This is a genomic window from Methylobacterium sp. J-072 (genome assembly GCF_022829425.1).
Taxonomy (GTDB): domain Bacteria; phylum Pseudomonadota; class Alphaproteobacteria; order Rhizobiales; family Beijerinckiaceae; genus Methylobacterium.
The window spans coordinates 268,780-291,923 of the sequence record NZ_JAKSYK010000207.1 but is presented as its reverse complement, the minus strand read 5'-3'; the positions used below and the strand labels follow the sequence as shown (position 1 = coordinate 291,923).

Annotated in this window: 22 protein-coding genes and 1 pseudogene; 11 read left to right on the top strand and 12 right to left on the bottom strand. The window is 64.3% G+C overall.

All coding sequences use genetic code 11. From position 1 onward, the window contains the following. Positions 1–21: 21 nt before the first annotated feature. Positions 22–2,028, bottom strand: a complete 2,007-nt coding sequence (locus MKK67_RS28055) for a hypothetical protein (RefSeq protein ID WP_243971689.1) — start codon at positions 2,026–2,028, stop codon at positions 22–24. Next, on the bottom strand, positions 2,028–3,122 hold the full coding sequence (locus MKK67_RS28050; protein WP_243971687.1) for a tyrosine-type recombinase/integrase: 1,095 nt from the start codon (positions 3,120–3,122) through the stop codon (positions 2,028–2,030). Before MKK67_RS28050 ends, MKK67_RS28055 begins: the two co-directional genes overlap by 1 nt. A 668-nt stretch (positions 3,123–3,790) precedes the next feature. On the opposite strand from MKK67_RS28050, the gene MKK67_RS28045 reads away from it, so the two are divergent. From MKK67_RS28045 to MKK67_RS28030, 4 genes are all read left to right on the top strand, one after another. Then, a complete protein-coding gene (locus tag MKK67_RS28045; protein WP_243971685.1) occupies positions 3,791–4,261 on the top strand; it encodes a hypothetical protein in 471 nt (156 codons plus the stop codon). A 213-nt stretch (positions 4,262–4,474) separates the two neighbouring features. Continuing rightward, on the top strand, positions 4,475–5,020 hold the full coding sequence (locus MKK67_RS28040) for a hypothetical protein (protein ID WP_243971683.1): 546 nt from the start codon (positions 4,475–4,477) through the stop codon (positions 5,018–5,020). Positions 5,021–5,176: 156 nt separating this feature from the next. After that, positions 5,177–5,476, top strand: coding sequence for a hypothetical protein (locus tag MKK67_RS28035; protein WP_243971680.1), 300 nt, complete (start codon positions 5,177–5,179; stop codon positions 5,474–5,476). A gap of 38 nt (positions 5,477–5,514) precedes the next feature. Continuing rightward, on the top strand, positions 5,515–6,714 hold the full coding sequence (locus MKK67_RS28030; RefSeq protein ID WP_243971678.1) for a relaxase/mobilization nuclease domain-containing protein: 1,200 nt from the start codon (positions 5,515–5,517) through the stop codon (positions 6,712–6,714). A 169-nt stretch (positions 6,715–6,883) separates the two neighbouring features. Here the strand turns inward: MKK67_RS28030 and MKK67_RS28025 are convergent, their stop codons facing one another. After that, positions 6,884–8,392 carry a hypothetical protein gene (locus MKK67_RS28025; protein ID WP_243971676.1) on the bottom strand — a complete coding sequence of 503 codons (1,509 nt, stop codon included), beginning with the start codon at positions 8,390–8,392 and terminating at the stop codon, positions 6,884–6,886. A gap of 529 nt (positions 8,393–8,921) precedes the next feature. On the opposite strand from MKK67_RS28025, the gene MKK67_RS28020 reads away from it, so the two are divergent. The 6 genes from MKK67_RS28020 to MKK67_RS27995 all read left to right on the top strand — a co-directional run bounded on the left by MKK67_RS28020 (position 8,922) and on the right by MKK67_RS27995 (position 14,139). Beyond that, positions 8,922–9,155, top strand: a complete 234-nt coding sequence (locus tag MKK67_RS28020) for a hypothetical protein (protein WP_243971674.1) — start codon at positions 8,922–8,924, stop codon at positions 9,153–9,155. A gap of 77 nt (positions 9,156–9,232) precedes the next feature. Next, on the top strand, positions 9,233–10,114 hold the full coding sequence (locus MKK67_RS28015) for a cytochrome b/b6 domain-containing protein (protein ID WP_409568451.1): 882 nt from the start codon (positions 9,233–9,235) through the stop codon (positions 10,112–10,114). Further along, positions 10,111–11,034 (top strand): molybdopterin-dependent oxidoreductase, encoded by a 924-nt coding sequence (locus tag MKK67_RS28010; protein WP_243971672.1) that lies wholly within the window; start codon positions 10,111–10,113, stop codon positions 11,032–11,034. The genes MKK67_RS28015 and MKK67_RS28010 overlap by 4 nt, the downstream gene beginning before the upstream one ends. A gap of 275 nt (positions 11,035–11,309) precedes the next feature. Further along, a complete protein-coding gene (locus MKK67_RS28005; RefSeq protein WP_243971670.1) occupies positions 11,310–12,098 on the top strand; it encodes an alpha/beta fold hydrolase in 789 nt (262 codons plus the stop codon). 334 nt (positions 12,099–12,432) lie between these two features. Further along, positions 12,433–13,515: a catalase family protein gene (locus tag MKK67_RS28000; RefSeq protein ID WP_243971668.1), complete on the top strand. Its 1,083-nt coding sequence runs from the start codon at positions 12,433–12,435 to the stop codon at positions 13,513–13,515. 54 nt (positions 13,516–13,569) lie between these two features. Then, positions 13,570–14,139, top strand: a complete 570-nt coding sequence (locus tag MKK67_RS27995; RefSeq protein ID WP_243971666.1) for a type 1 glutamine amidotransferase domain-containing protein — start codon at positions 13,570–13,572, stop codon at positions 14,137–14,139. Between the two features lie 111 nt (positions 14,140–14,250). Here MKK67_RS27995 and MKK67_RS27990 read toward each other — a convergent pair whose 3' ends face one another. Next, positions 14,251–14,664, bottom strand: a complete 414-nt coding sequence (locus tag MKK67_RS27990) for an ester cyclase (RefSeq protein ID WP_243971663.1) — start codon at positions 14,662–14,664, stop codon at positions 14,251–14,253. Between the two features lie 160 nt (positions 14,665–14,824). Continuing rightward, positions 14,825–15,200: pseudogene (locus MKK67_RS27985) on the bottom strand (transposase); the annotation flags it as partial. A gap of 323 nt (positions 15,201–15,523) precedes the next feature. Between MKK67_RS27985 and MKK67_RS27980 the strand changes: the two are divergent. Next, positions 15,524–16,183 (top strand): recombinase family protein, encoded by a 660-nt coding sequence (locus MKK67_RS27980; protein ID WP_409568450.1) that lies wholly within the window; start codon positions 15,524–15,526, stop codon positions 16,181–16,183. 72 nt (positions 16,184–16,255) lie between these two features. Here MKK67_RS27980 and MKK67_RS27975 read toward each other — a convergent pair whose 3' ends face one another. The 7 genes from MKK67_RS27975 to MKK67_RS27945 form a co-directional block, all read right to left on the bottom strand. Then, a complete protein-coding gene (locus MKK67_RS27975) occupies positions 16,256–17,167 on the bottom strand; it encodes a TIR domain-containing protein (RefSeq protein WP_243971659.1) in 912 nt (303 codons plus the stop codon). 59 nt (positions 17,168–17,226) lie between these two features. Then, positions 17,227–18,018: an E2 domain-containing protein gene (locus MKK67_RS27970; protein WP_243971658.1), complete on the bottom strand. Its 792-nt coding sequence runs from the start codon at positions 18,016–18,018 to the stop codon at positions 17,227–17,229. After that, on the bottom strand, positions 18,015–19,568 hold the full coding sequence (locus MKK67_RS27965; RefSeq protein ID WP_243971656.1) for an adenylate/guanylate cyclase domain-containing protein: 1,554 nt from the start codon (positions 19,566–19,568) through the stop codon (positions 18,015–18,017). The genes MKK67_RS27970 and MKK67_RS27965 overlap by 4 nt, the downstream gene beginning before the upstream one ends. A 137-nt stretch (positions 19,569–19,705) precedes the next feature. After that, positions 19,706–21,082: a metallophosphoesterase family protein gene (locus MKK67_RS27960; RefSeq protein ID WP_243971737.1), complete on the bottom strand. Its 1,377-nt coding sequence runs from the start codon at positions 21,080–21,082 to the stop codon at positions 19,706–19,708. A 35-nt stretch (positions 21,083–21,117) separates the two neighbouring features. Continuing rightward, a complete protein-coding gene (locus MKK67_RS27955) occupies positions 21,118–21,372 on the bottom strand; it encodes a hypothetical protein (RefSeq protein WP_243971654.1) in 255 nt (84 codons plus the stop codon). Between the two features lie 14 nt (positions 21,373–21,386). Next, positions 21,387–22,370: a caspase domain-containing protein gene (locus tag MKK67_RS27950; RefSeq protein ID WP_243971652.1), complete on the bottom strand. Its 984-nt coding sequence runs from the start codon at positions 22,368–22,370 to the stop codon at positions 21,387–21,389. Between the two features lie 7 nt (positions 22,371–22,377). Next, on the bottom strand, positions 22,378–22,749 hold the full coding sequence (locus MKK67_RS27945) for a TIR domain-containing protein (RefSeq protein ID WP_243971650.1): 372 nt from the start codon (positions 22,747–22,749) through the stop codon (positions 22,378–22,380). Positions 22,750–23,144 lie beyond the last annotated feature (395 nt).

The following is a 23,144-nucleotide window of genomic DNA, read 5'->3' as shown; positions in this document are numbered from 1 at the left end:
CCGGTCAGACCCGGGGCGGGCTCAATAGCTCGGATAGGTGTCATGAGCGATGACCTCCCCTGAGCGGAGCTTGGCGAGCCAGGCCTGCGTTTCATACTCGACCGCGCCTTGTTCGAAGCTGGTCAGGGTGGCGTCGATGGACTGCATCTCGATCTCGAAGCTCGACCCCGCCCAGGCTGCGAACGGCACCTCGCGCTGAAGGTGCATCAGCTCGGCGCGGGCACGGGCCAGCGGGGCGAGGCTCTCGGCGAACGTGACCCCGTGGACGCAGCCGGTGCAGCGCTGGACACGGCATAGGCTGCCCTGGCGGTGCTCCGGGGCGACGTCGCGCGGCGGGCTGGTGGGATCCAGGCATCCCATCCCGAGACGGGTTCTCTGCCGGTGATCGATGAGACGCCGCTCCTGTTCCGGCGTGATCTCGCCGTTCCGGACCATGATCCGCAGCCGCGTGGGATCGAGTGGCCGCTTCGCCTCGATCTCGGCGAACGCGGCGTCCTGGACCAGTCGGACGACCTTCTCGGAATGGTTCCTGTACCGGCGACGCTTCAGGTAGTGCCGCAACGTCCGGGCATTGGCATGCTGAGCCGCCAGCTGGGCGAGCAGCACATTGTGGCCGGTCTTCGCATAGGCGTAGCCGATCCAGGCGTCACGGGCCACAGAAGTGCTCATCCGCGTCAGCGAGGGATGGGCGGCCATGAGTCCTCCCCGCTCGGCCACCAGGCGCGCGACGTTGTTGAGTGATGCGCTGTCTTCGTGCCCGAAGGCGTTCACGTCGCCGACCTTGTTCACGACATGGTAGAGCCACGGGCTGCGGATCGCTGCCCTCAGGCGCTCGATTTCGGCTTCCCCGGCATGCGAGGGGACATCCGAGTTCGCTGCCTCTGCAACCGCCAGGCGCCGGCGGAGGGTCGCCCTGAGCGGTACCGTGCGCTCGATCATGAAGCGGACGACATTGAAGGGGTGCCATTCAGGACGCTCCAGCGAGAGCGCGAAGACATGCCGGTACGACCGCCCCTTGAAGGCGTGCAACACCTTGAATTCGGGCTTGTGCGGATGGTCCTCGAACCACGACCCGTCATCGGTGACATCGATGCCGAGCGCCGTCGACAGGTTCCAGCCCGTGCCGAGCATGAAGAGCCAGAGGAACACCGCGGTATCGTGATAGCTCGGGTGAAACCAACGTAGCTTGCCGACGATGCCCTCTCGGCCACGCTCGGTCATCCCGGGGGCGAGGTAAGCCGGGCCGTCGTGCTTCTGGGATAGGTCATTGGCCTTATGCAGCCCCTGTCCGCCAGCGGCCAGGAACGCGGCCTTCGGGATCAGGCACTCGCGCGTGAACTGCGCGACGAGCCAAGCGTGGTTCTCACGCCTGTGCCAAGCGGCGGGGCTGAACCCCTGTCGGTGGCTGGATCCCCGAGGATCCTCGCCAACGCTCGCGAGCCGCTCCCCCTCGGCGAACATGCGCTTGATGCTGCGGCCCTCATGCTTGAGGGCGTTGAACAAGTGCCGCATCCCGAGCAGGTCGACGTCATCCTGCAGCGTCGGGACGTTCCTGTCCCGCGTCGGCCAGAACAGGGTGGGCGCCGCTTCGAGGGAGCGCATCCGGTCGACGAGGGTCTTGGCCTGGCCGTAGGTGTCATCCCTCAAGTTTGCGGCCGCGAGCCATCGCTTGAAGGCCGGGCCGTGCCCATCAGTGAGCTCGCGGACGTCCGAGACCTCGCCGGCTGCGTCCGTGTCAAGGAAGCGGAAGAACGACCGCAACACCGACCTCGCCGACTTGGACGTGACCGCCGTCGGCCGGGTGACGCGGTAGAGCGTGGCGAGTTGCCTCGCCAGGTCCGGCCGTCCGGCGAAGTCGCCGGCCCACCGCGCGCGCCGCTGCGGATCTTGGTCCTCGCGGCGACCACCGTGCGCGAACTCGGTGAGATCGACCTCGTAGGCAGGCCCGTCTTCCGGGGCGACCCAGAAGCGGAGATCGACCACCGGATGGCGGACGACCTGGCCGGAGCCTCCGTCGATATCGCGCATCAAGGAACCCCCGTCTCGTCATCGGCAGCTTCGAGGAATGCGTGCCAGCCGCTGGCAAGCGCAGTGATGCCTGTCGCGGTGGCGAGCCACCGGAGATAGATGTCGGTGGTGTCTTCGCTGACGTGCCCCAGTTGCCGCCGCAGCGTGTCGAGCCAGAACCTCCCGCGGCTCTGCACCCAATCGGCGCCGAGCTCATTGAAAGTGGCGTTGGCCGCCTTCGCCTCGCTCTCCAAGGCGTGGAGGAGATAGAAGCAGGCGAAAGTGTGCCGCGCGAAGTGCGGGGACCATTTCCGCGGACGAGGCTTCACCTCGTAAAAGCAGCGGTAAACCGTATGGTGCTCGATGACCGATCCTTCGTACCCGCGGGCATCGGACAGGAACAGCCGTTCGCTCGCGACCTCGTCCGTGCGACGCCTGTAGCGGCGGACAAGCGTTAGGCGACGCGTGTCGATCCAGTTGCGGATCTCAGCCGCAAGCGGCAGCGGAAGCTGTATTGTGCGCGGACGCCCGCCCTTCGTCACCGTGACGCGCATCGGCGCCACGATGCGCCCCTCCGCCCGCAGGTGGGCCAGCATTTCTTCGTCCGGCACCTGCGCCGTCGTCAGCGCAACGAGCTCGCTCTTGCGAAGGCCGGTCTCGATGATCAGGCGGCAGGCGAGAGCCTTCGCGTAACCGCGTTGGACCTTGACGCGGCGAAGCCATGCGCGCACCTCCTCGGCCGTCGGCAGGAAGATCAGCATCCCCATCGGACTGCCATGCTCCTCGCGCGCGCGCCCGGCGCGGACGGAGACCGCCGCATGCACGACCCTGGACGCCGCACCCGTCCGGACCACCCTCGTCTTGGTGACGGTGCGGATGCCGAACGGGCGCCTTAGCTTCGCTTCAGCCGCCCACCTCAGGAAGTGGGTCGCCTCGTCTGCCCGGGCGTTGGCCGTTGCGGGCTTGAGCTTCCGGTTCTTTTGAGCCGACCAGGCGCCGCGGATCTGTTCCGCTTGGTAGGCGAGCACCTCGTCGTAGGATAGGTCCTGCCACGCGACATGCCGCGCCTCGCACCAATCGAGGAAGTTTGCGATGCTGTAGGCGATGCGGAGCATCGTGTTCGGTCGCGGGTAGTCACGCGCCGCAGAGGTCCCTGCTGTGCCTGATAGGGGATGCCATTCAAGCTTGGCGCGGACGCGGAGGTACGCGTTATGGACCCGGCAATAGCGCTGATGCCGGTCGAACAACACGGGGACATGGGCGATTAGGCCGTAGCCGAGGGACTCCAACCGACGGGCATCGGGCTTGAAGACAGTCGCCATCCTCCCCCCTGGCTCCGCGATGCCACCTTGGCCGCTAGATCCTCACCGATTTATCACGGCATCGCCCCGTCCAAGGTCGAGGACACCATCGGCGAGGGCTGTTCACGTCGTGAGGCGTGCTCACTCACCACCATCCTCCATTGCCACGGGTATCGCGCGCCTGCAAGGCAAAAATACATTTTATGTCAGATACTTAAGCCGAAGGATTGTTCAATCTATCCTTGCGGACCACCTTCGGAAGCTTGCGGGCGCGTGGCGCGGAAGGCTGGCGCCGCTGCCTGAGCTTGGACGGGTTTTCTGGTCCTACGGCGACCGTGGTCGCGGACCCTGCGGGGTCCGGGATCGCGATTGACGAGGGAGGGACAGGCTCACTGGTGGTCGACGCCGAGGTGGCGACTTCACGGGGTCCACGGGGCGGAGCCCCTGGGCGGCTCTCTCGAAGGGAGAACGAACTGGCGGGCATGCCCGCCATGGCTGGCTCTTCCTTTCTTACGTTTCTTCTCGTGTCATCCCTGTTTGCCGGCGCTGCCTTCACGGTGGCTCCGACCGGCCGGGTGACTGTCGCCTCTCCCATTCTATCCGAGGGCTGCCCGCGCACCGCAATGACTTTGGCGGGCGTGATGATGTGGATCGCGCGCAGGATGCGGGTGATGGCCGTGAACATGGGTGAACCTCGTCGTGGTGGAGGTGCGATTGTTCCCGTGCGCTCCCGTTCTTCCAAATCTCATGGCGATGGCGTGGCTATTTATCCGGTCACAAGCCATGGATGTCATCCCATAGGGCGCCATAGGCTGAGGGATCGACTGGTCATTCATGGCGATTCGTATTTGGCGAAACGCATGTCCAAGCCCGATGAGGCTGCGATACGACCTATGTTGTTGCCTCAACGCCTGATCATCGTCAGGAGGTGGGAGGACAAATACGACACGTAAAATCTATCTATGAAATTTTATCGATGTCTGATTTTCCGGCGAAGTTGTCATCCCTTTGCGATTATAATTGGCATCCCACTAGGATTAAACGCCCCCGGTGCTTTCATGGCGGCCCGAACCAGTCTGGTTCGATTCGCCTGAAAGGGGGCGACCATGCCGTTCAAATGGCTTCGACAGCGTCTCGGAGGCTCGCAGGGTCCGGCCCCATCGACGATGGCGGACAATAGCATCGGGCCGGAGAAACCGACCGCCGCGGCTCCTCGGACGGCCGGCCCCATCAAGGTGCCTTCGCTCGCCACCGCGACACGCGACTATGCCCGCGCCATCGATGGGGCCACCTTCGACCGATTGGGTGCGACCGAGCACGAGCGGTTGTCCCTGGGAATGGGACCCGAGATCTGGGCGTGGCAGCGCGCGCGATGGTTGACGTCGCAGACCCCGTGGCGGGCGAGCCCGAACCGGTTGGAACGTTGCGAACGTCTCAGCGTCATGCAGCAGATGATGGACGACCTGACGACCTGGGAACATGCGCTCGCCGCCCTCGACGCCGAGACCGGTCGCGCCCGCCTCTACGACCGTCCCGCACCCCCGAACCTGGAAGTCCCGCCCGTGGTCATGCGGTTGATCGAGGCCAAGCGTGCCGCGGCTCTGGAGCGGGCAGCGCGACGCCAGTCCCGCGCCGATGGGGGTGGGGGAGGACCGACACTCATCCCGGACGGGGCCGTCCATCAGCCCCCACCCCCTCGCAAGCCGATCTGAGGACCGGACCGCAGCGAACACGACCAAGAAACGCGAGAGACCAAGAAAATGAGCGACACCTCGTCCAAATCGGTTCCGGCCCTAGCCGCCACCTCCTCGTCACCTTCCCGACTGCCTCCGCGGCGACGAGGCCTCCACGTCCGTTTTGTCACTCGCATGAGCGGCGACCTTAGCGAGGCGGTGACCACATTCGCACATCGCGAGGGGCTCACCGCCGGTGCGTGGGTGCGACGCCTCCTGCTAGACCGCGTCGCGATGCAATCGCCGGACGATGCGCGCAGCGGCCGGCCGATCCGCAGGCCCGAGGAAGACCGTTCGGCCATCGCCGCCGCCATCCGGGAACTCGCCCGGGTCAGCACCGCCCTTTCCGTCCGTGACGAGGCTTCGGCGAAGCAGGCGCTGAACGAGGCAAGGTCGCTCCTGATCCCGCTCGTCGTGCGCCGCCCCGCGCCGTGATCTCGGGCGCGACACGCGGGTCGGGGTATGGGGATGCCTTGGCCCATCACCTGATGAAATCCGAGAACGAGGTCACGGTGATCACGGCGCGCGGCCTCGGTAGCCTCGGGCTCCACGACCAGATCCGCGAGCTGGTGGCCCAATCCGCCGGCGGCCGCACCGACCGCCCGATCTATCATTTGTTCTGCAGCCCCGATCCGACGATTGCCGACAACGCCGCGGCAAGGGTGCGCTTCTGGGCCCTGTTCGAAACCGAGTTCGGAATGGCGGGCCAACCGTATTGCGGGGTCGAGCATCGCAAAGGCGGACGCCTACACGAACATCGCGTCTACGGCATCGTCCGCCCCTCCGGGACGGTGGTGAACCTGGCCTGGGATTACGCCCGCCGCGAAAAGTGCGGGCGCATCGTCGAGTTCGAATTCGGCATGGACGCCGTGCCATCGAAGCATGCCCGGTCGATTGCGAAACGCCTCCGGCAGGATCGCCGATCCGACGTAGCCGATTGGCTCGTCGCGTCCGGAACCCTCGAATCCGCACGCCCTGTCGCGAGGCTCACGCCAAGGGAAAGATTGATCGAGGAGCGAACCGGAATCGGGCTCGACGACCTGCGACGGGCGACCCTGGTGGCATGGCGCGAGACCGAAGACGGTCCGGCCTTCCTGGTCGCATTGCGAGCCCGCGGGCTTGACCTTCGCCAGGGACGCGTCGGTCCGGTCGTGGTCGATGCCGGCGGCGCATCGCATCTCGCAACACGGATTCTCGGCGCGGCCGGTCGACGCTTCGAGGGCGAGCGCATCCTCGCCGCGACGGTGAAGGGGCGCCTGGGCAACCTGCAACTGGAGGGAATGACGGATGGACGACGCGGACATCATGCGACGTTTGGAGACGCAGGAGCGCCTGCTCCACTCGATCCTGGCGGCCCTGGGGCCGCCGGACCAGGACGGGTCGGGCTTCGACGACCTGGTGGAGACCCTGTCCGACCTGACGGTGGCGGTGTCGGACGTGACGGACGCGGTCCGGGCACTGCGATGGGACGGCTCCGCTCGATCACCCCGGCCCGAGGGCTAGTCCTCAAACGGGGACTGACCGGACTGGACCCGATGCTCGCCCGATACGGAGCCGCCGCTGCCCGTGCGCGCCACGCTACGGATCGTATCGACGCGAAGGCGATCCACGATCAGAGGCGCGCCTGGGCGCTTTGGGGCCGCACAGACATCTGGGGTGTGCCTCTGACGTGAATGGGGAGCTAAGGCTTTTGGCGCCCCGACGTCACCTCACAGCCATGAGCGGAAAGGGCCCTTTTGAGGCAGATGGAGGCTGCCTGAGGAAGAGTGAACCGGGCCTTCTTCACCCTCTGCTGTCCGACTCGGAAAACGCAACCAAGCTGCAACACGTCAAACTTCGCAGTCAATTGGAGTGACGGCCAATGTATCCTATTTTGATGCAAGGGTTGGATTTGGCAGTGGCAAAGTAAATTCGGACGCATCTGTCCGGCGGAACGCCTTCAGCAGGCTTAGCGTGAAATTCGCACTCTATAGATTCACCGTCGACAGTCCGTGTACGGAATTGCTTGCTATCCCGGCTAACCTTGCTCGACTCAGATTCAACGCTGCACTCGACGCCGTGATCTCGTAACCACATCGGAATCGATTGCCGAACCTCATCCGCCGCCAACGCGGTGGCTAACTCCGCCAGCGTACGCAGGTAGCGTAGAATTTTATCAGGCGGTCCTGCCGTGGGGTTCAGGTTCGCAATGTCGGCATCGGTCTCCATCGCGATGACCATATTGCCGTTCAACTCACGCCGAGCGACCGCGACCGCTTCTGCTATGGTTTGCGGAGGGGTTTCGTTCATGGCCTCCGGAACCGCCGCCTCCGTGGAACGCAGCGCGATGGTAAGTGCCTCGATGTTCCCGCGAAGGATCTCAATGTCCTTGTTCTGCTCGTCGACCTTGGCGCGAAGCTTGTCGTTCTCGGCGGCGTAAGAGTCCGCCAAAGTGCGAATGTCGCCATCGTCCTCTGCTGCGGCCCGCGCGAGATCCATCGTCCTTCTGATTTTGGCGACCTCGAATTCACCAAACATGCTGTCATCGGCAACGAAGGTCGAAGCTTCTATGATTCGCCCAGCCACCAGACCCCTGAAACGGTCGCGAGCCTGCACTTCGCTCTCGGCGCGAGCGAGAATATGGTCATAAGTCCAGAGTGGATGTACGCGGAAGTCGTTATTGCCTGGGCGATATGGCCAGAACAGTCTGACGGCTCCATTGTAGCAGGACCACTCCTTGCCTCGAATTCTAGTCAGTTCGAAAGTTGCATCGTTCGATAGTCGCACGGTGTGAGCCAGTCCACAGAGGTCCTGGCTTAAACGTTCGTGTAGATCGCCCGCAAGCGTCTCACCATTCAGCTCGGAAACGACGACGACTGGAAGCCTCCGTTCGGGAGCGAAAATCAACGCGTTAAGCTCTGGAACGTCGTCGGTGTCGATGGCGAAGCTGTGTGCGAACACGCGCTCACCCGCGACGCCAATTGTCCAGGGTGCCGCCAACGAGACGATATCGTGAATGAAAAGGGGGGCACGAAGAGGCACGTTAGCCGGAGAGATACCGCTGTCCGAACCGATGCTAAGCACGCAGCGAAAGGCAGTCCGTTCGGGGCCTGCTACCACCTCGACATCAGTCTGTAGATTGCCCCCGTCAACGGGCTCAAGGACCGTAAGCGCATCCCTCCGACGACTGTCGACCGTTTCTGACGTTTTATCGAAAGCGGCGCTCAAGCCGCTTCGCCGGATCACGACTCCGCCGTCCTGGGCGAGATCGAACTTGCGTTTAGCCCACTTGTCCAGGATCGCACTAATGGCTTGTGCGATACGCTCGTCCGTAGATGGCGTAGTGAACTGGACCTTGGCCACTGCGCGCATGATTGCCCCCCTGGCGAACGAAATAGCTTTATTTCCCCGGCCCTGTCAGCAGACTCATATGTCCGAAAGGGGATCGGCGAACGGACGTTTCCGCTCACGACCCAACCTCGTCGTACAAACTGCCCTACGCCATTCGCCGAAAGCGGTCGTTCGTCGATCCGTGATGTCGGCAGTAGCACCACATCTGCGGGCCTTCTCCGGCAAGTGGAAGAGGGTCCGCCACCGGTGCAGGAGTGAGCCCGATACCGTTGACCTCGATGGCGTCAGGTCGGGGTCGCCCACTCGTCCAAGGTTGCGATCCGACTCGGCAGATTCTTGCCGGGGGCTGAAACTTGTCGCGGACCAGCTCCGTATCGATGTGCGAGAATAGGATCGCGCCCAGGCAAAAGCCTTGATGTGAGCACCGAATGCCTATTGCAAAACTATCATAGTACAGAAAATTAATTTCTAGTTTTTTTAGGAACAACGATACAATAATTCTGTTGCCCTGTGGGTTGTATAAGATGTTCACCTCCACAGGAGATCCTACATGAAGAAGTTCACCCTTGCGCTGACCGCTTTGACCGCCCTCGGCGGCATTGCCCTCGCCGCCGGTTCGGCCACGGCCGCCCCGATGTCCGTCAACGGCATTCAGTCCGAGAGCAGCGTCACCCAGGTCCGTATGGACCGCAGTGAGCGGATGATGATGAAGAAGCGCATGATGCGGAAGAATATGATGAAGCGCCGCATGATGAAGAAGCGGATGATGAACCGCGGCATGTGATCTCGAACGTTTGATGCTTTTGGAGGTCCCGATGCAGGGGCCTCCACCCAAACGGCCACGACTTCGAGGAAGACCGTTTGCCTCGCACCTACCTGACGCGCTCCGCGCCCGACACGGACGAGGTCGAGCGCCGCCGATGGATGTTCCGGCACCCCGTCGTCATCCGCATCAACCACTGGGCCAACGCGGTCTGCCTCCTGGTCCTGCTCATGAGCGGCCTGCAGATCTTCAACGCCCACCCGGCCCTTTACTGGGGCAGCGTCTCCACCTTCGACACGCCGCTGATGGCGATGTCCTCGACCGAGGATGATCCGCCCAAGGGCGTGACCACGGTGTTCGGTCACGGCTTCGACACGACAGGCTGGCTCGGCTCATCGGTCAGCTCCAACGGCCAGGCCGCCGACCGCGGCTTCCCCAGCTGGGCGACGCTTCCCAGCGACCAGGACCTCACCGGGGGTCGCTCCTGGCACTTTTTCTTCGCCTGGGCCTTCGTCCTGAACGGGCTCGCCTACCTGCTCTACGGACTTGTCAGCGGACAGCTTCGGTTCCGGGTCATCCCGTCGCGCGATCAGATCCGTCATTTCGGCGCATCGGTTTGGGAGCACCTGACGCTGCGCTTCCCGCAAGGCGACGAGGCCAAGCGTTACAACGTCATCCAGAAGTTGACCTATCTCGTCGTGCTGTTCGTGCTCCTGCCGGTGCAGGTCCTGGCCGGCCTCGCGATGTCTCCCGCGATGGACGCGGCCTTCCCCTTCCTGCTGACGCTGTTCGACGGGCGCCAGTCCGCGCGCACGGTCCACTTCGTCGTGGCGGCCCTGCTGGTCCTGTTCGTGCTCGTTCACGTCGCCCTCGTCCTGCTCTCGGGCTTCTGGAACAACATGCGCGGCATGCTCACCGGCTGGTTCGTGATCGAGCGCAAGGTCGAGCCGGCACCCGTCAATGGGGAGACCCGGGCATGAGCCGCCCTCCCAGTCGACGCGCCCTCCTGAGGGGGGCCTCCGCCATGGCCGCAGCGGCCACGCTCGGCGGGTGCGACCGCCTCGGCAACGCGGAGTGGTTCCGGCGCACGCTCAAGACCGGCGAGGACGCCAACATGTTCGTCCAGCGCCTGCTGCTCACCGACCGGACGCTGGCACCGGAATACGCCGAGACCGACATCTCGCCGTGGTTCAAGCCGAACGGCACCGAGGACCCGCCGGACAACGCCTACAAGGTCCTCGCGAAGGCTAAGTTCGCCAAATACCACCTGGAGGTCGATGGCCTTGTGGAGGCGCCCTTCAAGCTCTCTCTGGCCGAGCTCCGCAAGCTTCCCGCCCGCACCCAGATCACCCGGCACGATTGCGTCGAGGGCTGGAGCGCCATCGGCAAATGGACCGGGGTGCCGCTCTCCGACCTCTTGTCCCGGGCCAAGCTCAAGCCCGGGGCGCGCTACGTGGTGTTCCACTGCGCCGACACCATGGACCAGGGCAATGCACTCGAAGGCGGGGGAGACGGTGAGGAGACTGACGAGGCCCCCGCCGGCAACGCCAACCCGAGCATGACCAAACAATCGGGTAGCGGGGAGAGCAGGAAGGATTCCGGCGGCCAGCAGGCGACGGATGATGACGCGGCCAGCGGCGGATCGCCGGTCCGGTATTACGAGAGCATCGACCTCGTTGACGCGTTCCACCCGCAAACGATCCTCGCCTACGACATGAACGGCCAGGCGCTTCCGGTCTCAAACGGGGCCCCGCTGCGCCTGCGCGTGGAACGCAACCTCGGCTACAAGCAGGCGAAATACGTGATGCGCATTGAGGTGGTCGAGAGCTTCGCCCACCTCGGCGATGGCAAGGGCGGCTACTGGGAGGACCAGGGCTACGCTTGGTACGCCGGCATTTGAGTGGGAACAGACGTGTCGTCTTCGTTTTCGCGAGCCTGGAAAGCGCAGCTCTCTCCTGGCGAACTCCGGTAGGGCCTTCGCGGCGACATCCGGCGCTCGCAAAACTGCAAAGTACGGTCGGCCCCGCGCCGCGTAACTGGCTATCAAACCGGCGACTCGGCCTCGAAGCGTCCAATATGGGCGAACCGCGGACCTGACTGGCACGCCCGGCCTGACGAAATCTGCGACGGACCAATGTTCGGACTGCAGCGCGAACATTGAAGGACAATGCCGTCATGTCCCTACATTCTGAACGCCTCGGCACGGGCCGGCCGCTCCTGATGGTCCATGGGCTGGGGGCCAATCTCCGCACCTGGGATCCGCTCTTAAGCGCATTGCGCGGCTCGCGCGAACTGATCTTGGTCGACCTGCCGGGACATGGCAGATCGGCCCCGCTCCCGGGCCAGCAGACGGTGGAGGCCTATGCGGACGCGCTTGCCGGCTTCGTGAGGTCGCAAGGCCTGACGACAGCGGACCTTGTCGGCAGTTCGGTGGGGGGCCGGCTGGTGCTGGAGCTGGCGCGGCGGGGCATCGGTCGGCACTGCGTGGCGCTCGATCCCGGCGGTTTCTGGCACGGATGGGAAACGCGCTGGTTACACTGGTCGCTCGCGGCATCGATACGCCTGGTGCGGTTGCTGCGGCCCTTCCATCCCGGCCTGTCGCGCCACGCCGTCACCCGTACGCTGCTGCTAGCCCAGCTGTCGGCCCGTCCGTGGGTGCTGCCACCGCAGCTTGTCGTAGACGAGCTACAGAGCCTGGCGGCCACACCGGTGTTCGATGCGATGCTGCGTGAGCTGGCACGCGGGCCGTTGCAGCAGGGCTCGGCAAAGACGCCCGGCCTTGTCACCATAGGCTGGGGCCGCCGAGACCACCTGCTGCTGCCGCGCCAGGCTGCACGCGCCCTGGCAGCCTTCCCGTCGGCCCATCTGCACTGGTTCGAGCGCTGCGGCCACTTCCCGCATTGGGATCAGCCTGCCGAGACGGCGCGCGTAATCCTTGAAACGGTTGGGAAGGATGCGCCTTGAAATGGCTTGTCGCACACCCGGGTCCGCGGTCATCCATGGGTCGTCAAGCATGTCGGTCGAGCTTGCCGCCTCCGCTCTGGAGCCGGTCCATGGTCCGGTCTTCTATTGCCGCGAAAACTAAGCAGCGCTTCGAAGCCAACTTATAGCGCAGCCGAACTCAGGCAGACTTTCAACGGACGCGAAGTCGTCCCGGACCGGGAATGGTCCCCGTCCCCCGACCGCCTCGATGTTCGAAACGGGATCCCGTTTCCGACTCGATACGTCGACCCCCGAATCCGCAGCGCTCTTATCCGCCGCGGTTCGCTTCAGTGCCCCGATCACCGTGAGGAAGATCATGACCTACCTTCGATACGCACCCGACGTCGAGAAGCCCGATCCGGACGAGCAAAAGACGATTGACGGCATCATAAAGGGGATGACGCAGCAATCGGAGACCGTCGAGGCACGCGAGCACCACGCCGTGCGCGCCAGTCACGCCAAGAGCTCGGCCTGCGTCATCGGCGAGTTGACGATTCCCGCCGGCCTGCCGCCCGAACTGGCGCAAGGGCTTTTCGCGACGCCCGGCACCCACCCCGTGGCGGTCCGTTTCGCTCAGGGGCCAGGCGAGACCCTGGGTGATCGGGTCTCGACCCACCGCGGCATGTCCATCAAGGTGTTCGACGTGCCCGGCGAGAAGCTGCCCGGCCACGCCGTCGACACCCAGGACTTCGTCCTGGCGTCGGGCACGACCTTCCCCTCGGGGACGGCAGCCGGCTTCCTGCGGGACGGCACCGTCATCGGCAAGTCGACGGGATTGCCGGAAGAGGTGAAGAGCGCCGTCTCTTCGACCATGCGCAACCTCAACCGCGCGCTGCATGCCTTCGGGACGGAGAGCGCGCTGGCCGACTTCTTCGGTCATCCCTTCAGCCATCCCCTCGCCGACAGCTACTTCAGCCAGGCGCCGGTCCGCTATGGCGATTACGTTGCCAAGCTAGGGGTCGTGCCGGCGACGGAGAGCCAGAGTGCCTTGTCCGAGTGGCGGCTCGATCCGCATCAGGACGAGGACGGCTTCCGGCATGCCACGGTCGCCTTCTTCAGGGACCACGAGGTGGTGTTCGAGTTGAGGGCGCAGCTCTGGGCGGATGCCGAACGGCAGCCCATCGAGGACGCCTCGGTCGATTGGCCGGTCTCGATCAGCCCCTACCGCACGGTGGCGACGCTGCGCCTGCCGCGCCAGGCAGCCTATGCCCCGGAGCGCGTTCGCTACTTCGACGAGGTGATGACTTTCCGCCCTGCGCACAGTCTCGCGGTGCACCGGCCGCTCGGCTCGGTGATGCGGGCACGGTTGCAGGTCTACAGGGCGCTGAGCGACTTCCGCCACCGCGAGAACAGCGTGGCGGCCGAGGACACCGCCAGCATCGACCGCATCCCGGCGTGAGGAACGGCGCGACCTGCGCTTCCGAATGAATCCTACACCCAGAAAGATGATGACATGAGCTTGCTTGGCAAGAAGATCGCGATCCTGATCGCACCGCGCGGCACCGAGGAGCCGGAGTTCGCCAAGCCGCATGAGGCGGTGAAGCAGGCCGGGGCGACCGTGACGGTCATCGGTCTGGATGCCGGCGAGGCCGAGACCGTGAACAACGACCTCGATCCGGCCGGCCGCTACAAGGTGGACAGGACCATCGATGGGGCATCGGCCACGGATTTCGACGCGCTCGTCATCCCCGGCGGCTGCGTCGGAGCGGACAAGCTAAGGGCGAACAAGGACGTCGTGTCGTTCATCCGGGACTTCTTCGCCGCGGGCAAGCCGGTCGGGGTCATCTGCCACGGGCCATGGACGCTGATTGAGGCAGACGTCGTGAAAGGGCGGACGCTGACCTCCTATCCAACGGTCCGGCGCGACATCGAGAACGCCGGTGGCACATGGGTCGATGAGGAGGTCGTTTGCGACAAGGGGCTCGTCACCAGCCGCACGCCCAAGGACCTGCCGGCCTTCTGCGCCAAGATCATCGAGGAGTTCGCTGAGGGCCGTAATCCCGACCAGGCCCGGAGCGCCTGAGGGGTCGGGTAGCCAGTGATCGGTTCTTGAGCGCCCGGGGCGGTCCATGGGCCGCCCCGGGCCAAGCCTTGACGACGTCCCGTGGCCGGGACGCCCTCGCGGAAGCCTCCATCAGCCCTCGATGGCGCCGATCTGCTTGAGGATGCCGAGCTCGTCGGATGAGCCCCACCGCTCGACCATCTTGCCGTCGACGAAGCGGCCGATCTGAATGCCGCGGACCTTGATGGCCTTCCCGGTCGGATTGTGGCCGTTGAAGTCGCCCTGGTGCGTGCCGGTGAGCGTGTAGGCGAAGGCGACGCTGTCCCCGTCGGCAACGAGCTTCTTCACCTCGACCTGCATGTCGGGGAAGGCGGAACGGAGCTGCGTGAAGAAAGCCTGGTATCCCTCGGGACCCATGTGCTGGCCCGGCGCCGGGTCGTGATCGTGGCAATCCGGGGCGACGACCTCGGGGAAGGCATCGAACCGACCGCCGTTGACGAGTTCGCCGAACTTTTCGGTCGCTTGGATGCTGGTCTCGCGGGACATGGTGTTCCTTGGGGTTTGGGGGCAGCGACACGGCGCTTGGTATCTCGATGCACGGGAAACTCCCGCCACGGTCGAACGTTGCCGATGCCGCGCACGACCGGGTCGGGATGACCGCTAGGCATGACGCCGGATCGTGGCGCGGTAACTAGTCGGCCGCTGGCTGGGACAGCAGGCCTATCTCGCAGCACAACGCGACGAAGCGGGCACAGACGCGCCCGATGGCCGATCCGTTCTGCCGGCGGAACTCGGCCATGGTCTTGTGATCGGGCGACAGCTGGCCCGTCAGCCACATGACCTCGACGTTGCGATCCGCTTCACGCTCCAAACGTCGGCTCGACGGGACTCGGTTGAGGTATCCGTAGACGTAGAGCTTCAGAAGTGCGGCCGGATGGTAGCCCGGTCGTCCCGTCGCCGCCGCATCGACGCCCGCAAAGCCGAGAGTGCCAAGATCCAGCGCCTCAACGAAGGCATCGAGTACGCGGACCGGGTTGTCCTCGGCGATCCAATCTTCAAGACAAGGCGGGAAACAGCGTCATCTAATGGCGCTCGGCACCGACCACAAACCGTCCCATGCCAGCCTCCGATCATCCCGGAGAAAACTTCCATCATCGGCGTTTTGACACAGCCAGGGTCGGAATCGGTCCCCGCGGTTATATCCGCTTCGATCTATCCGCCACCCGAAAGCGGACTGGCGGAAATCCACCCAACCCGGCCATTCCCGCGTGTCCGGTAGACGGTCGTCCAACGGACACCTGGGACCCGTCCCTCGGGAGCCGTTCTGCGCGAGGTAGGCCACCGTCTCACAGGACCCGTACGCTGATCCTTTCAATGGCGGGGGGTCAAACGTACACTTCCCACCATGACGACGATCTTGATCGGCTACGCCCGCTGCTCGACCGACCGGCAGGACCTGACGGCACAACGAGCCGCGCTGGAAGGGCTTGGGGTCGCGCCCGACAGGATCTACACCGATCACGGGCTGACCGGCACGAACCGGGCCCGACCCGGCTTGGATCAGGCGCTGGCCGCTGTCCGGAGAGGCGACACGCTTGTGGTCCCGAAGCTCGACCGCCTGGCACGCTCTGTCCCGGACGCCCGCGGCATCGCCGACGCGCTGATCGAGCGTGGGATCAAGTTAGCCCTTGGAACGAGCGTCTACGATCCGGCGGACCCGATGGGGAAGATGTTCTTCAACATCCTCGCTACCTTCGCCGAGTTCGAGAGCGACCTGATTCGTCTACGCACCCGCGAGGGGATGGCGATTGCTAGGTCCCGGGGCAAGCTACGGGGCAAGCAGCCGAAGCTGTCCGCCAAGCAGCAGCGCGAGGTCCGGCGCATGCACGATGCCGGCGAGCATTCGATAGGCGACTTGGCCGAACTGTTCACTGTGTCTCGTCCGACGATATACCGAACGCTGTCTAGGTCGGTGGGCTCGTCGCCACTTCCTGGTGAGACTGATCCTTCCATGGCGAGGCCGCGACCAACGACGAATGCGCGGCTGTCCGACCCGGCCGACTAGCGGGCGATCGCGGATATCCTCGCTTATGGCACCAGAGCAACTTATCAATTAGGATCGGCCACTCCCGGTCGGTTAGATATTTCGACCGAGGCGCATGATGTGTTCGCGCAGTGTGTTGCAGGCAGGTCCCATCATGGCTCCAACATCGGCGCCTAACTTGAAGTTGTACTTGATCGTCGTGATGCCCGCCAAGTCGCTGGGGAGCTTAAGCTTTGTCCCCTTCGGCTCCATCAGGATGGCACGCTGCCTCCCCAAGCTGCCCATGAAAAAACCGAGCTCGAAAACGACGTTGTCCCTCGGCGTGGGCCATTCCTCGTCTCGGACCTCGGTCTTGTCGTCTGGATGGGCGACTGCCACCGCGAAGTCAGATTGCATCAACTCTTCTTCGAGCGTCTCAAGCGTGTAGTTCGTTACCTTGAAGACGCCGTTCGCCCACACGACAGTCAGGAACGGGTCGTTCGCAAGCGCATTCTCGATGGCCCGCGCCACCGGCAAGGCCTCGGAGGACGAGAACAGGAAGACGCGCGGCTTCTCGTTGGCGGGCCGGATCAGCGCGTTCCGTTGCTCCAGGCGTCGCGCTAACTCCTGCGCCATGCGGCGCCAGACCTCGGGATACCGGTCGGCGACGGCGGAGAATTCGACCTCACTGACCTTCAGGACGACGGCCTCAGTCATTGCTGTCACGGTCGCCGCACGTGCCTGAGCCGGTGCCACGGCAGCCATCTCGCCGACTTGGTCACCCCGGCTGCGCACGTTGACGCGGTGGTCGTTCGCAACGACTTCGAAGTCCCCGACCACGATGAAGAAAAGGTCGTTGTCGGTACCTCCCTGCTCGATGATCGAGGTCCCGGGCGCGACGCGTGTAAGCTCCCCAACGTCTACCAGGGCCTCAGCGAGGCCGGGCGTTCCGGTGATAAGCCTTTGTCGCTCCATCTCCCCGATGAGATGCTTGCGGCCCCGTTCCCCCTGAAACCGTTCGAGCATGGCACATCCTCTCGCCAGTCACGCGCACCGATCCGATGCGCCTTCGCCACATCAGGGCCTCACGGCCCTGCGACGCCAAGCGGGCAACCGTCCATGGTCCCGCAACAGGGCTTGCCTTCGAACGACTTCCAGAACGCCCGCTCCGCAGTCGCCATATCCTGCATCGCGCCGACGATCTCGACGAGACGGTCGGCATGATCGCGGCATCGCCGGAGCGTTAGGGGCCGTTCGTCCTGCCCGCACGGGCAAGCTTGTCGAAGCGTCGCCGGGCGACGTTGCTTAACGAAGACGCGCGCCATCGCACGGCCGTCGACCATCAAGCGAACCGAGTTCCCCCGCGACGAGCACCCCTTTGATCGCACCACGGCAACGCGGCCCTGGAACAGCCGGTCGCGCAACCGTGGCGAGATCGCCGCGGTCGCTTCGAGCGCCTTGCGCTGATGCACGGCAGCGTCGCCATGAGCCCATTCGCGACGGTCCGGCCATCGGCGCAAGCGCCGCGCCCGCTCTTGCAGGCGCAGGAACTGCAACACGGCACCCCACCATGTCGCGCCGTCCGCGGTGGCTTCGAGCGCCAGGCTCTCGTAGGGCTCCCAGTTCAGGCAGAATGACCCATCGGCATTAATATGCCGCATCGGGCAGAACGCCGGGAGACGAGCTCCTCGGGTAGTCTCCCGAACATAAGGCCGCCCGCCGCTCGCCTGGACCTCAAGTTCGTAGCCGTGGAGGCTCCCGTCCGTCATCAAGACGGGCACGGCCGCGCGTAGGTGACCATTGGTCGAGAGAAGCGGCGTGATCGCATATGCCGGGGCTGCCGACGCCAGGATCTCGACCGCCGCCGGCTGCGTCATTCCCCGCCGAGCTCGACGTAGGGTGTGACCACTTGGTCGGAAGCCCTTTTGACAGCCGGCGCGGCGGCGGCGAACGCCTCGGCCTTGATGGCTTTGGCGGTCCGGTCTCCGTCGGCCGCAAGTCCCTCTACCGCCTCGTTGTAATCGAGGCCGTCGAAGCGCCGGGACAGCCCGAAGAGGTCCCTGACGGCTTGCGTCCCGGAGTCGTATGCGACCTGCCCGATTGCCGTCTGCTTGCCCGTGCAACGCTTCTGTTCGGACTCCGACACCAGTACGCCGCGGCTCACCGAGCATCGCAAGCGGTCCCCGTGGGCCCCGAGCCGCGTCAGGGTCATCGGGCCGAACTCGATGCCTATCGCAAGCCCGAGCTTTTTCACGTCGACCCCCTCCTCGTCGAGCTTCTCCAGGGCGAGCTCGAAGCTGCTTCGAAGGGCCCCGGCGCACAGCACGGCCGTGCTCACGGTCTCCTCGTCGTCGGTCGTCCGCGCCGTTCCCTCGCACAGCAGACCGTGGACGCAGTCGCCGATGAAACGGACCCGCCGGCCCTCGAAGTCGACGCCCAGCACCCGGTCGAGTTCGGCGCGGATGACGTGCAGGGCGCGCACGACATCCTCCGACGTTCCCGCTTCCAGGTGGCGGGCCACGTAGGCCGTGAAGCCATCGATGTCGGCATAGACGGAGACGGCCTCCTGGCGCCGGGAGTTGGACGGCGTCAGCGCGACGATGTCGATGGTGCGCAACGGCGGCGTGTGGCGCGAGAAACCGTAGTTGGAGAGCGGGTTTTTGGCGAGATCGGTGCGCCATTCCTTCGCGAGGTCCTCGACGTCGAGGCCGAGCTCGGCATCGGCCTGCGACAGGGCGACCTCGCTGGTGGTCAACTTGGTCTTGGACGGCTCCTTGACCTCGGGCAGGCCTATCGCGCGCCGGGCGTTGTTCGTCAGGAATATGCCGACCGTGGACCCCGCCGCCGAGAACTTCGCGGCATGGTTCGCCGGATCCCCCAGGAACAAGGGCTCGCGACCGCCGTTGCGGCCGTTGTTCACGACGAGGGCGAGACCGCTGTCTATCCCGACCCTGACCCTGGCCGCGGGAACATAGGCGTCATCGTCGCCTGTGGCTGCGCAGACGTCGATGATGAGCTGGGCGATGGCCACCGCGCGATGCAGCCTTCGGGCCTCGGCGCTGCCGTCCTCGTCGTCGTCGCTGTCGTAGGGCTTGTGGACGACGGCGTGCAGCCGCTGGTTATGGAAATCAACGCGCAGCGCATCCGCCCTGTTGAGGATGCGCCGCACGCTTCGACCGTGCAGGTCGAGGAACCGGAGCGTTCGCTTGTGGCATGTCTCCCCCTCGCTCGACGTGCAGTTCAGCATGTCGTCGAGGTTCAGGATGTCCGCGTAGAGATGCACGGCCTCCATCCGATAGGCCTTCGCCGCGGGGATGTTGCCGAGCGACATCTCGCGTGTGAAGTCGACGATCTCGACCTTCTTCACGTCCTTGATCTTGGCGGCGATGTGTTCGGCCGCCCGGTCACGCTTCCAGCTATGTGCCATGTCAACCTCCGCCTCTCGCCGGAACGGGCAAGGTCCAGCCCGATCTTGTTTTTCGCGGTGGATCGAGGGACGCGGACGTCAGCGCCGCACCGGGCCGAAGCCACGGCGCCGACCTTCGATGGTTCCTCGGCTGAACGTCACGAGATCTCTTCCGAGAACATTTCCTCCGTGCCGGTATCGGTAACCTGCAGGTACCGAGCTCGACATGAGTCGACCCCAACGTCGATGACGGCGTAGCCATGGGCGAAGACCCGGCCTCGCGTCTTGAGCTTCGTGCCTTCGACGATGGTAGGAGTCTGTTCCAGGTCGTCGAGAGGTTTGTAGATGTCGTCGAGGACGGACATCGGCACGGCACCGTGGCCGATACACCGACCGACCTTTATCCCCGAGAACGGCTCGTAGATCGCCAACGAGTGCTCATGGCCCCAGAACCAGGCTGCCACGCGGCCGCCTCGGTTCATTCGCTCGAAGGCACGCATCAGGTTGGGGTTGACCGCCTTCCGCTTGCCTTGCGCAGGCTTGGTGCCGATGGCCGAGAACGCGGAGAACGGCTGGTGATGCGACAGAAGTATGGTCCGGCCTCCGAACTCATCGATCCGCTGGCAATGCCACTCCAACTCGTCGTCTTCGAGGTAAGTTAAGGCATCAGCAATCGAGCGGGGATTGTCGTCGTGCAGGCCGGTATCCATGGCCAGGAACTGCCACCTCTCGTCCATCGAGCGAAGGCAGAAGAAACTCGCGCGCTGCCGGTGGGTGTCCCCGTTCAGCTTCGACAGCAAGTCGTAATATCCGACCCCTCCGCAGTACATGTCGTGGTTTCCGGACAAGGTGTACACCAGGGTCGGTCGCTTGGCCCGCAACTCTCGAGTCACCGGATGTAAGAAGTTGTCCCCGCACTCCTTCCCGGTCCCCGAGTAATAGATGTCCCCGAGGTGGACCAGCACGTCCGGTTGCTCCCCGGCGATGGACCTCATGACTTCTATGGCCGGCCGTGCGCCGGTGCCCCAATCGCTAACGAGCGCGAGGCGCGAACCGGCCTTGATCTCGTGCGTCCCCGGACCAGCTGATGCCGGCCTGACGTACGGGATGGGCATCCGCTTCCCGTCCGGACCGAAATACCCCGCGTAAGCGCGCAGGGTCGTCACCCATTCCACGTCGCAGGTCCCGGTCCTGTATTCATCCTCGACCTTGGCGAGCGCAGCCTGATTCCCACTGGCGAGGGCCTTCACGTAGCGCAAGGCCAACTCGACGCACACCTTGCCCATATCGACTGGGGACAGATCCCGCGCCACCGGCGAGGACGGTCGCGCCCCGGACCCGATGCCCGCGTCGCGCTCGCACTCCCGTCGCGCGATTGCGGTCGCCTCATCGTTGAACGTCGCCGAAGCCGACCGTTCCAGCCGCCGTGCACCCGGTCCGGAGGGCTTGGAGTCGATGCGTTCGGCGATCTCCGCGACCGCCGACTGGAAAAGAGACAGCACCGGGTCGCGCACGCTCTCGAAAGACTCCGGCATCGATTTCACCCGCTCCTCTATCCGTCATCCTGGGACTAGCGCTTCAGCACCGGGAGATATCGCCGGACCTGCTCCCGGTCGCTCTCCTTCTCGACCTCGGGCAGGTCCTCGTACCGCATGCCAAATTGGCGCTCCCATCGCTGGACCAGGTCGGCTGGAAGGACCAGCGAGCCGTCCGGCTGGCGGGCCGCCTTGCCGTGGACGTAACGCTGCCAATGTGACCACCGCTCGTGCTCGATGGCCGCCAGTTCCTCGATGAGCGCCTCGTCATCCCCACGGTCACGAGCCATCGTCTGCCCCTTGGTCAGATCAGCTTTTCAGCCACCAGTCGCCTGTAGTGCTCGCCGAGTACGGTGAGTTCGCAACTCTGACTGTCCATCGCGGCATGCCACATGTGGGGTGCCCCGACCGCCCGGACCAAGTTCACCTTCACATAGCTCTGGAGCACGGCGAAGATCTCCGTGTTCGCAGGATCGGGCGCCACCCCCGTATCCGGTCGTTCCCTCTCCGGCTCAAACGATGGATCGAGCTTGATCTTGTGGCCCGGGATCGGGAAGAACGTAGCGAGCTTTTGCAGGTCGGCGAGGGATATGGGAGGCTTCGCCTTCCGAAGCGAAACGAACGACTTCACGTTGGTCTTGAACACCGGTCGCTGCCCGCCCCATGGTCCGAGCGACTGGTCGATGTGCGCATAAACGCTGCCCGGCGTAACATCCCCGACGAGGTTCGCGGCCGCTCCGTTGAGTGCGTCGACCAGCAAGTTGGTAAACACACCTGGGGCACCGTTCCCGCCCTCGTACGCGTACTCTTTCTCGGTCGATGCGGTCAGGAGGGTCATTCCTTCGGGGATCTCGGCGACACCGCCGCCGCCCGCCCGGTTCCCGGCTATGCCGCCGTAGCAGCTATCGAGGATGATGATCCTGTTCTTCGCCTTCGACTGCCTGGCAAACGTCATGATCTCACTCAGCGGAAGCCCGTCATTGCCGTCCTGGCTGTCGCTGGCGCATAGGAAACCGCCCGTCTCGTCGACGAAACCGTGGCCCGCGAAATAGAGCAGGGCCACATCTGGATCGCCCGCGAAAAGGGCTTCGATTTCCGTACGGAGTTGCCGACGGTCGAGCGGGTTACCCTTATCCGTCGCGGTCAGGAGCCTCGGCGTGGTGAAATTCACCGACTCGTCGAAGTTGGTTTCGAGGACGGTGGCGACGGCCGTAGCATCAGCAACGCAGCCCTTTAGCGGCTTGAGGCGGTCGTAGTGATCGATACCGATGACTAAGGCCTTCCGCATCACAACCTCACAGGGAGTCGATGAAGGCGGCGATGTTCGCATCGCTCCAGATCACGGTCCTAACGCCGGCGATTTCGGTCCGGTCGCTGGCGTAGGCCCAGACCCCGATGACCTTTTTACCCTCCTCTTTGGCGCAGGCGATCTCCCACTTTTGGCCCGTCGACTGCGGAGAGTTTTTGCTCACCAGCGCGATCACCCCGTGGCAACGCCGGATACGCGTGCGCACTTTATCCTTCCATTCCGTCTCGTAGGCCTCTTTGACGGACAGGTCGATGAACTCATAAGGCGCGCGAGGATGCAGCGACTGACCCTTCAGAAAATCCCGCTGCCTTTCGTCCTCCATGGCGAAAGCAACGAAGACGATTTTCTTTGAAGTCATAGTACAGCCTCCGCCATTCCGAATTTCTACCGCTTTCCCTGCAATCATTCTACAGATCTATCAGATGCCAGTCCGGCTCGTTCCGCATCTTATTGCTTGTGAAAGACGAAAACCCATGGCGTCACACCGGTTCTGTAGGAACGTAACAGCAACATCGCAGGACTTAGACTTGAGGTGATGCCGTCGCTAAATCTCGGATGCTTTTGGTGCCCAGTGTCATATGGCCACCGTCAATACATATCCGTCTGGCCCAAGTTATTTGCTGAATTGTATTCGGTGACGAGCCAATGGTCCGTCACCGAATAGCTCGAAGTCCGCCAAGTGAGCGAGTTTTATGTAGTCATATTCCGTTTTCGGTTCCCAACTTATCTACCGGAACTGGACTGCCAATCTTC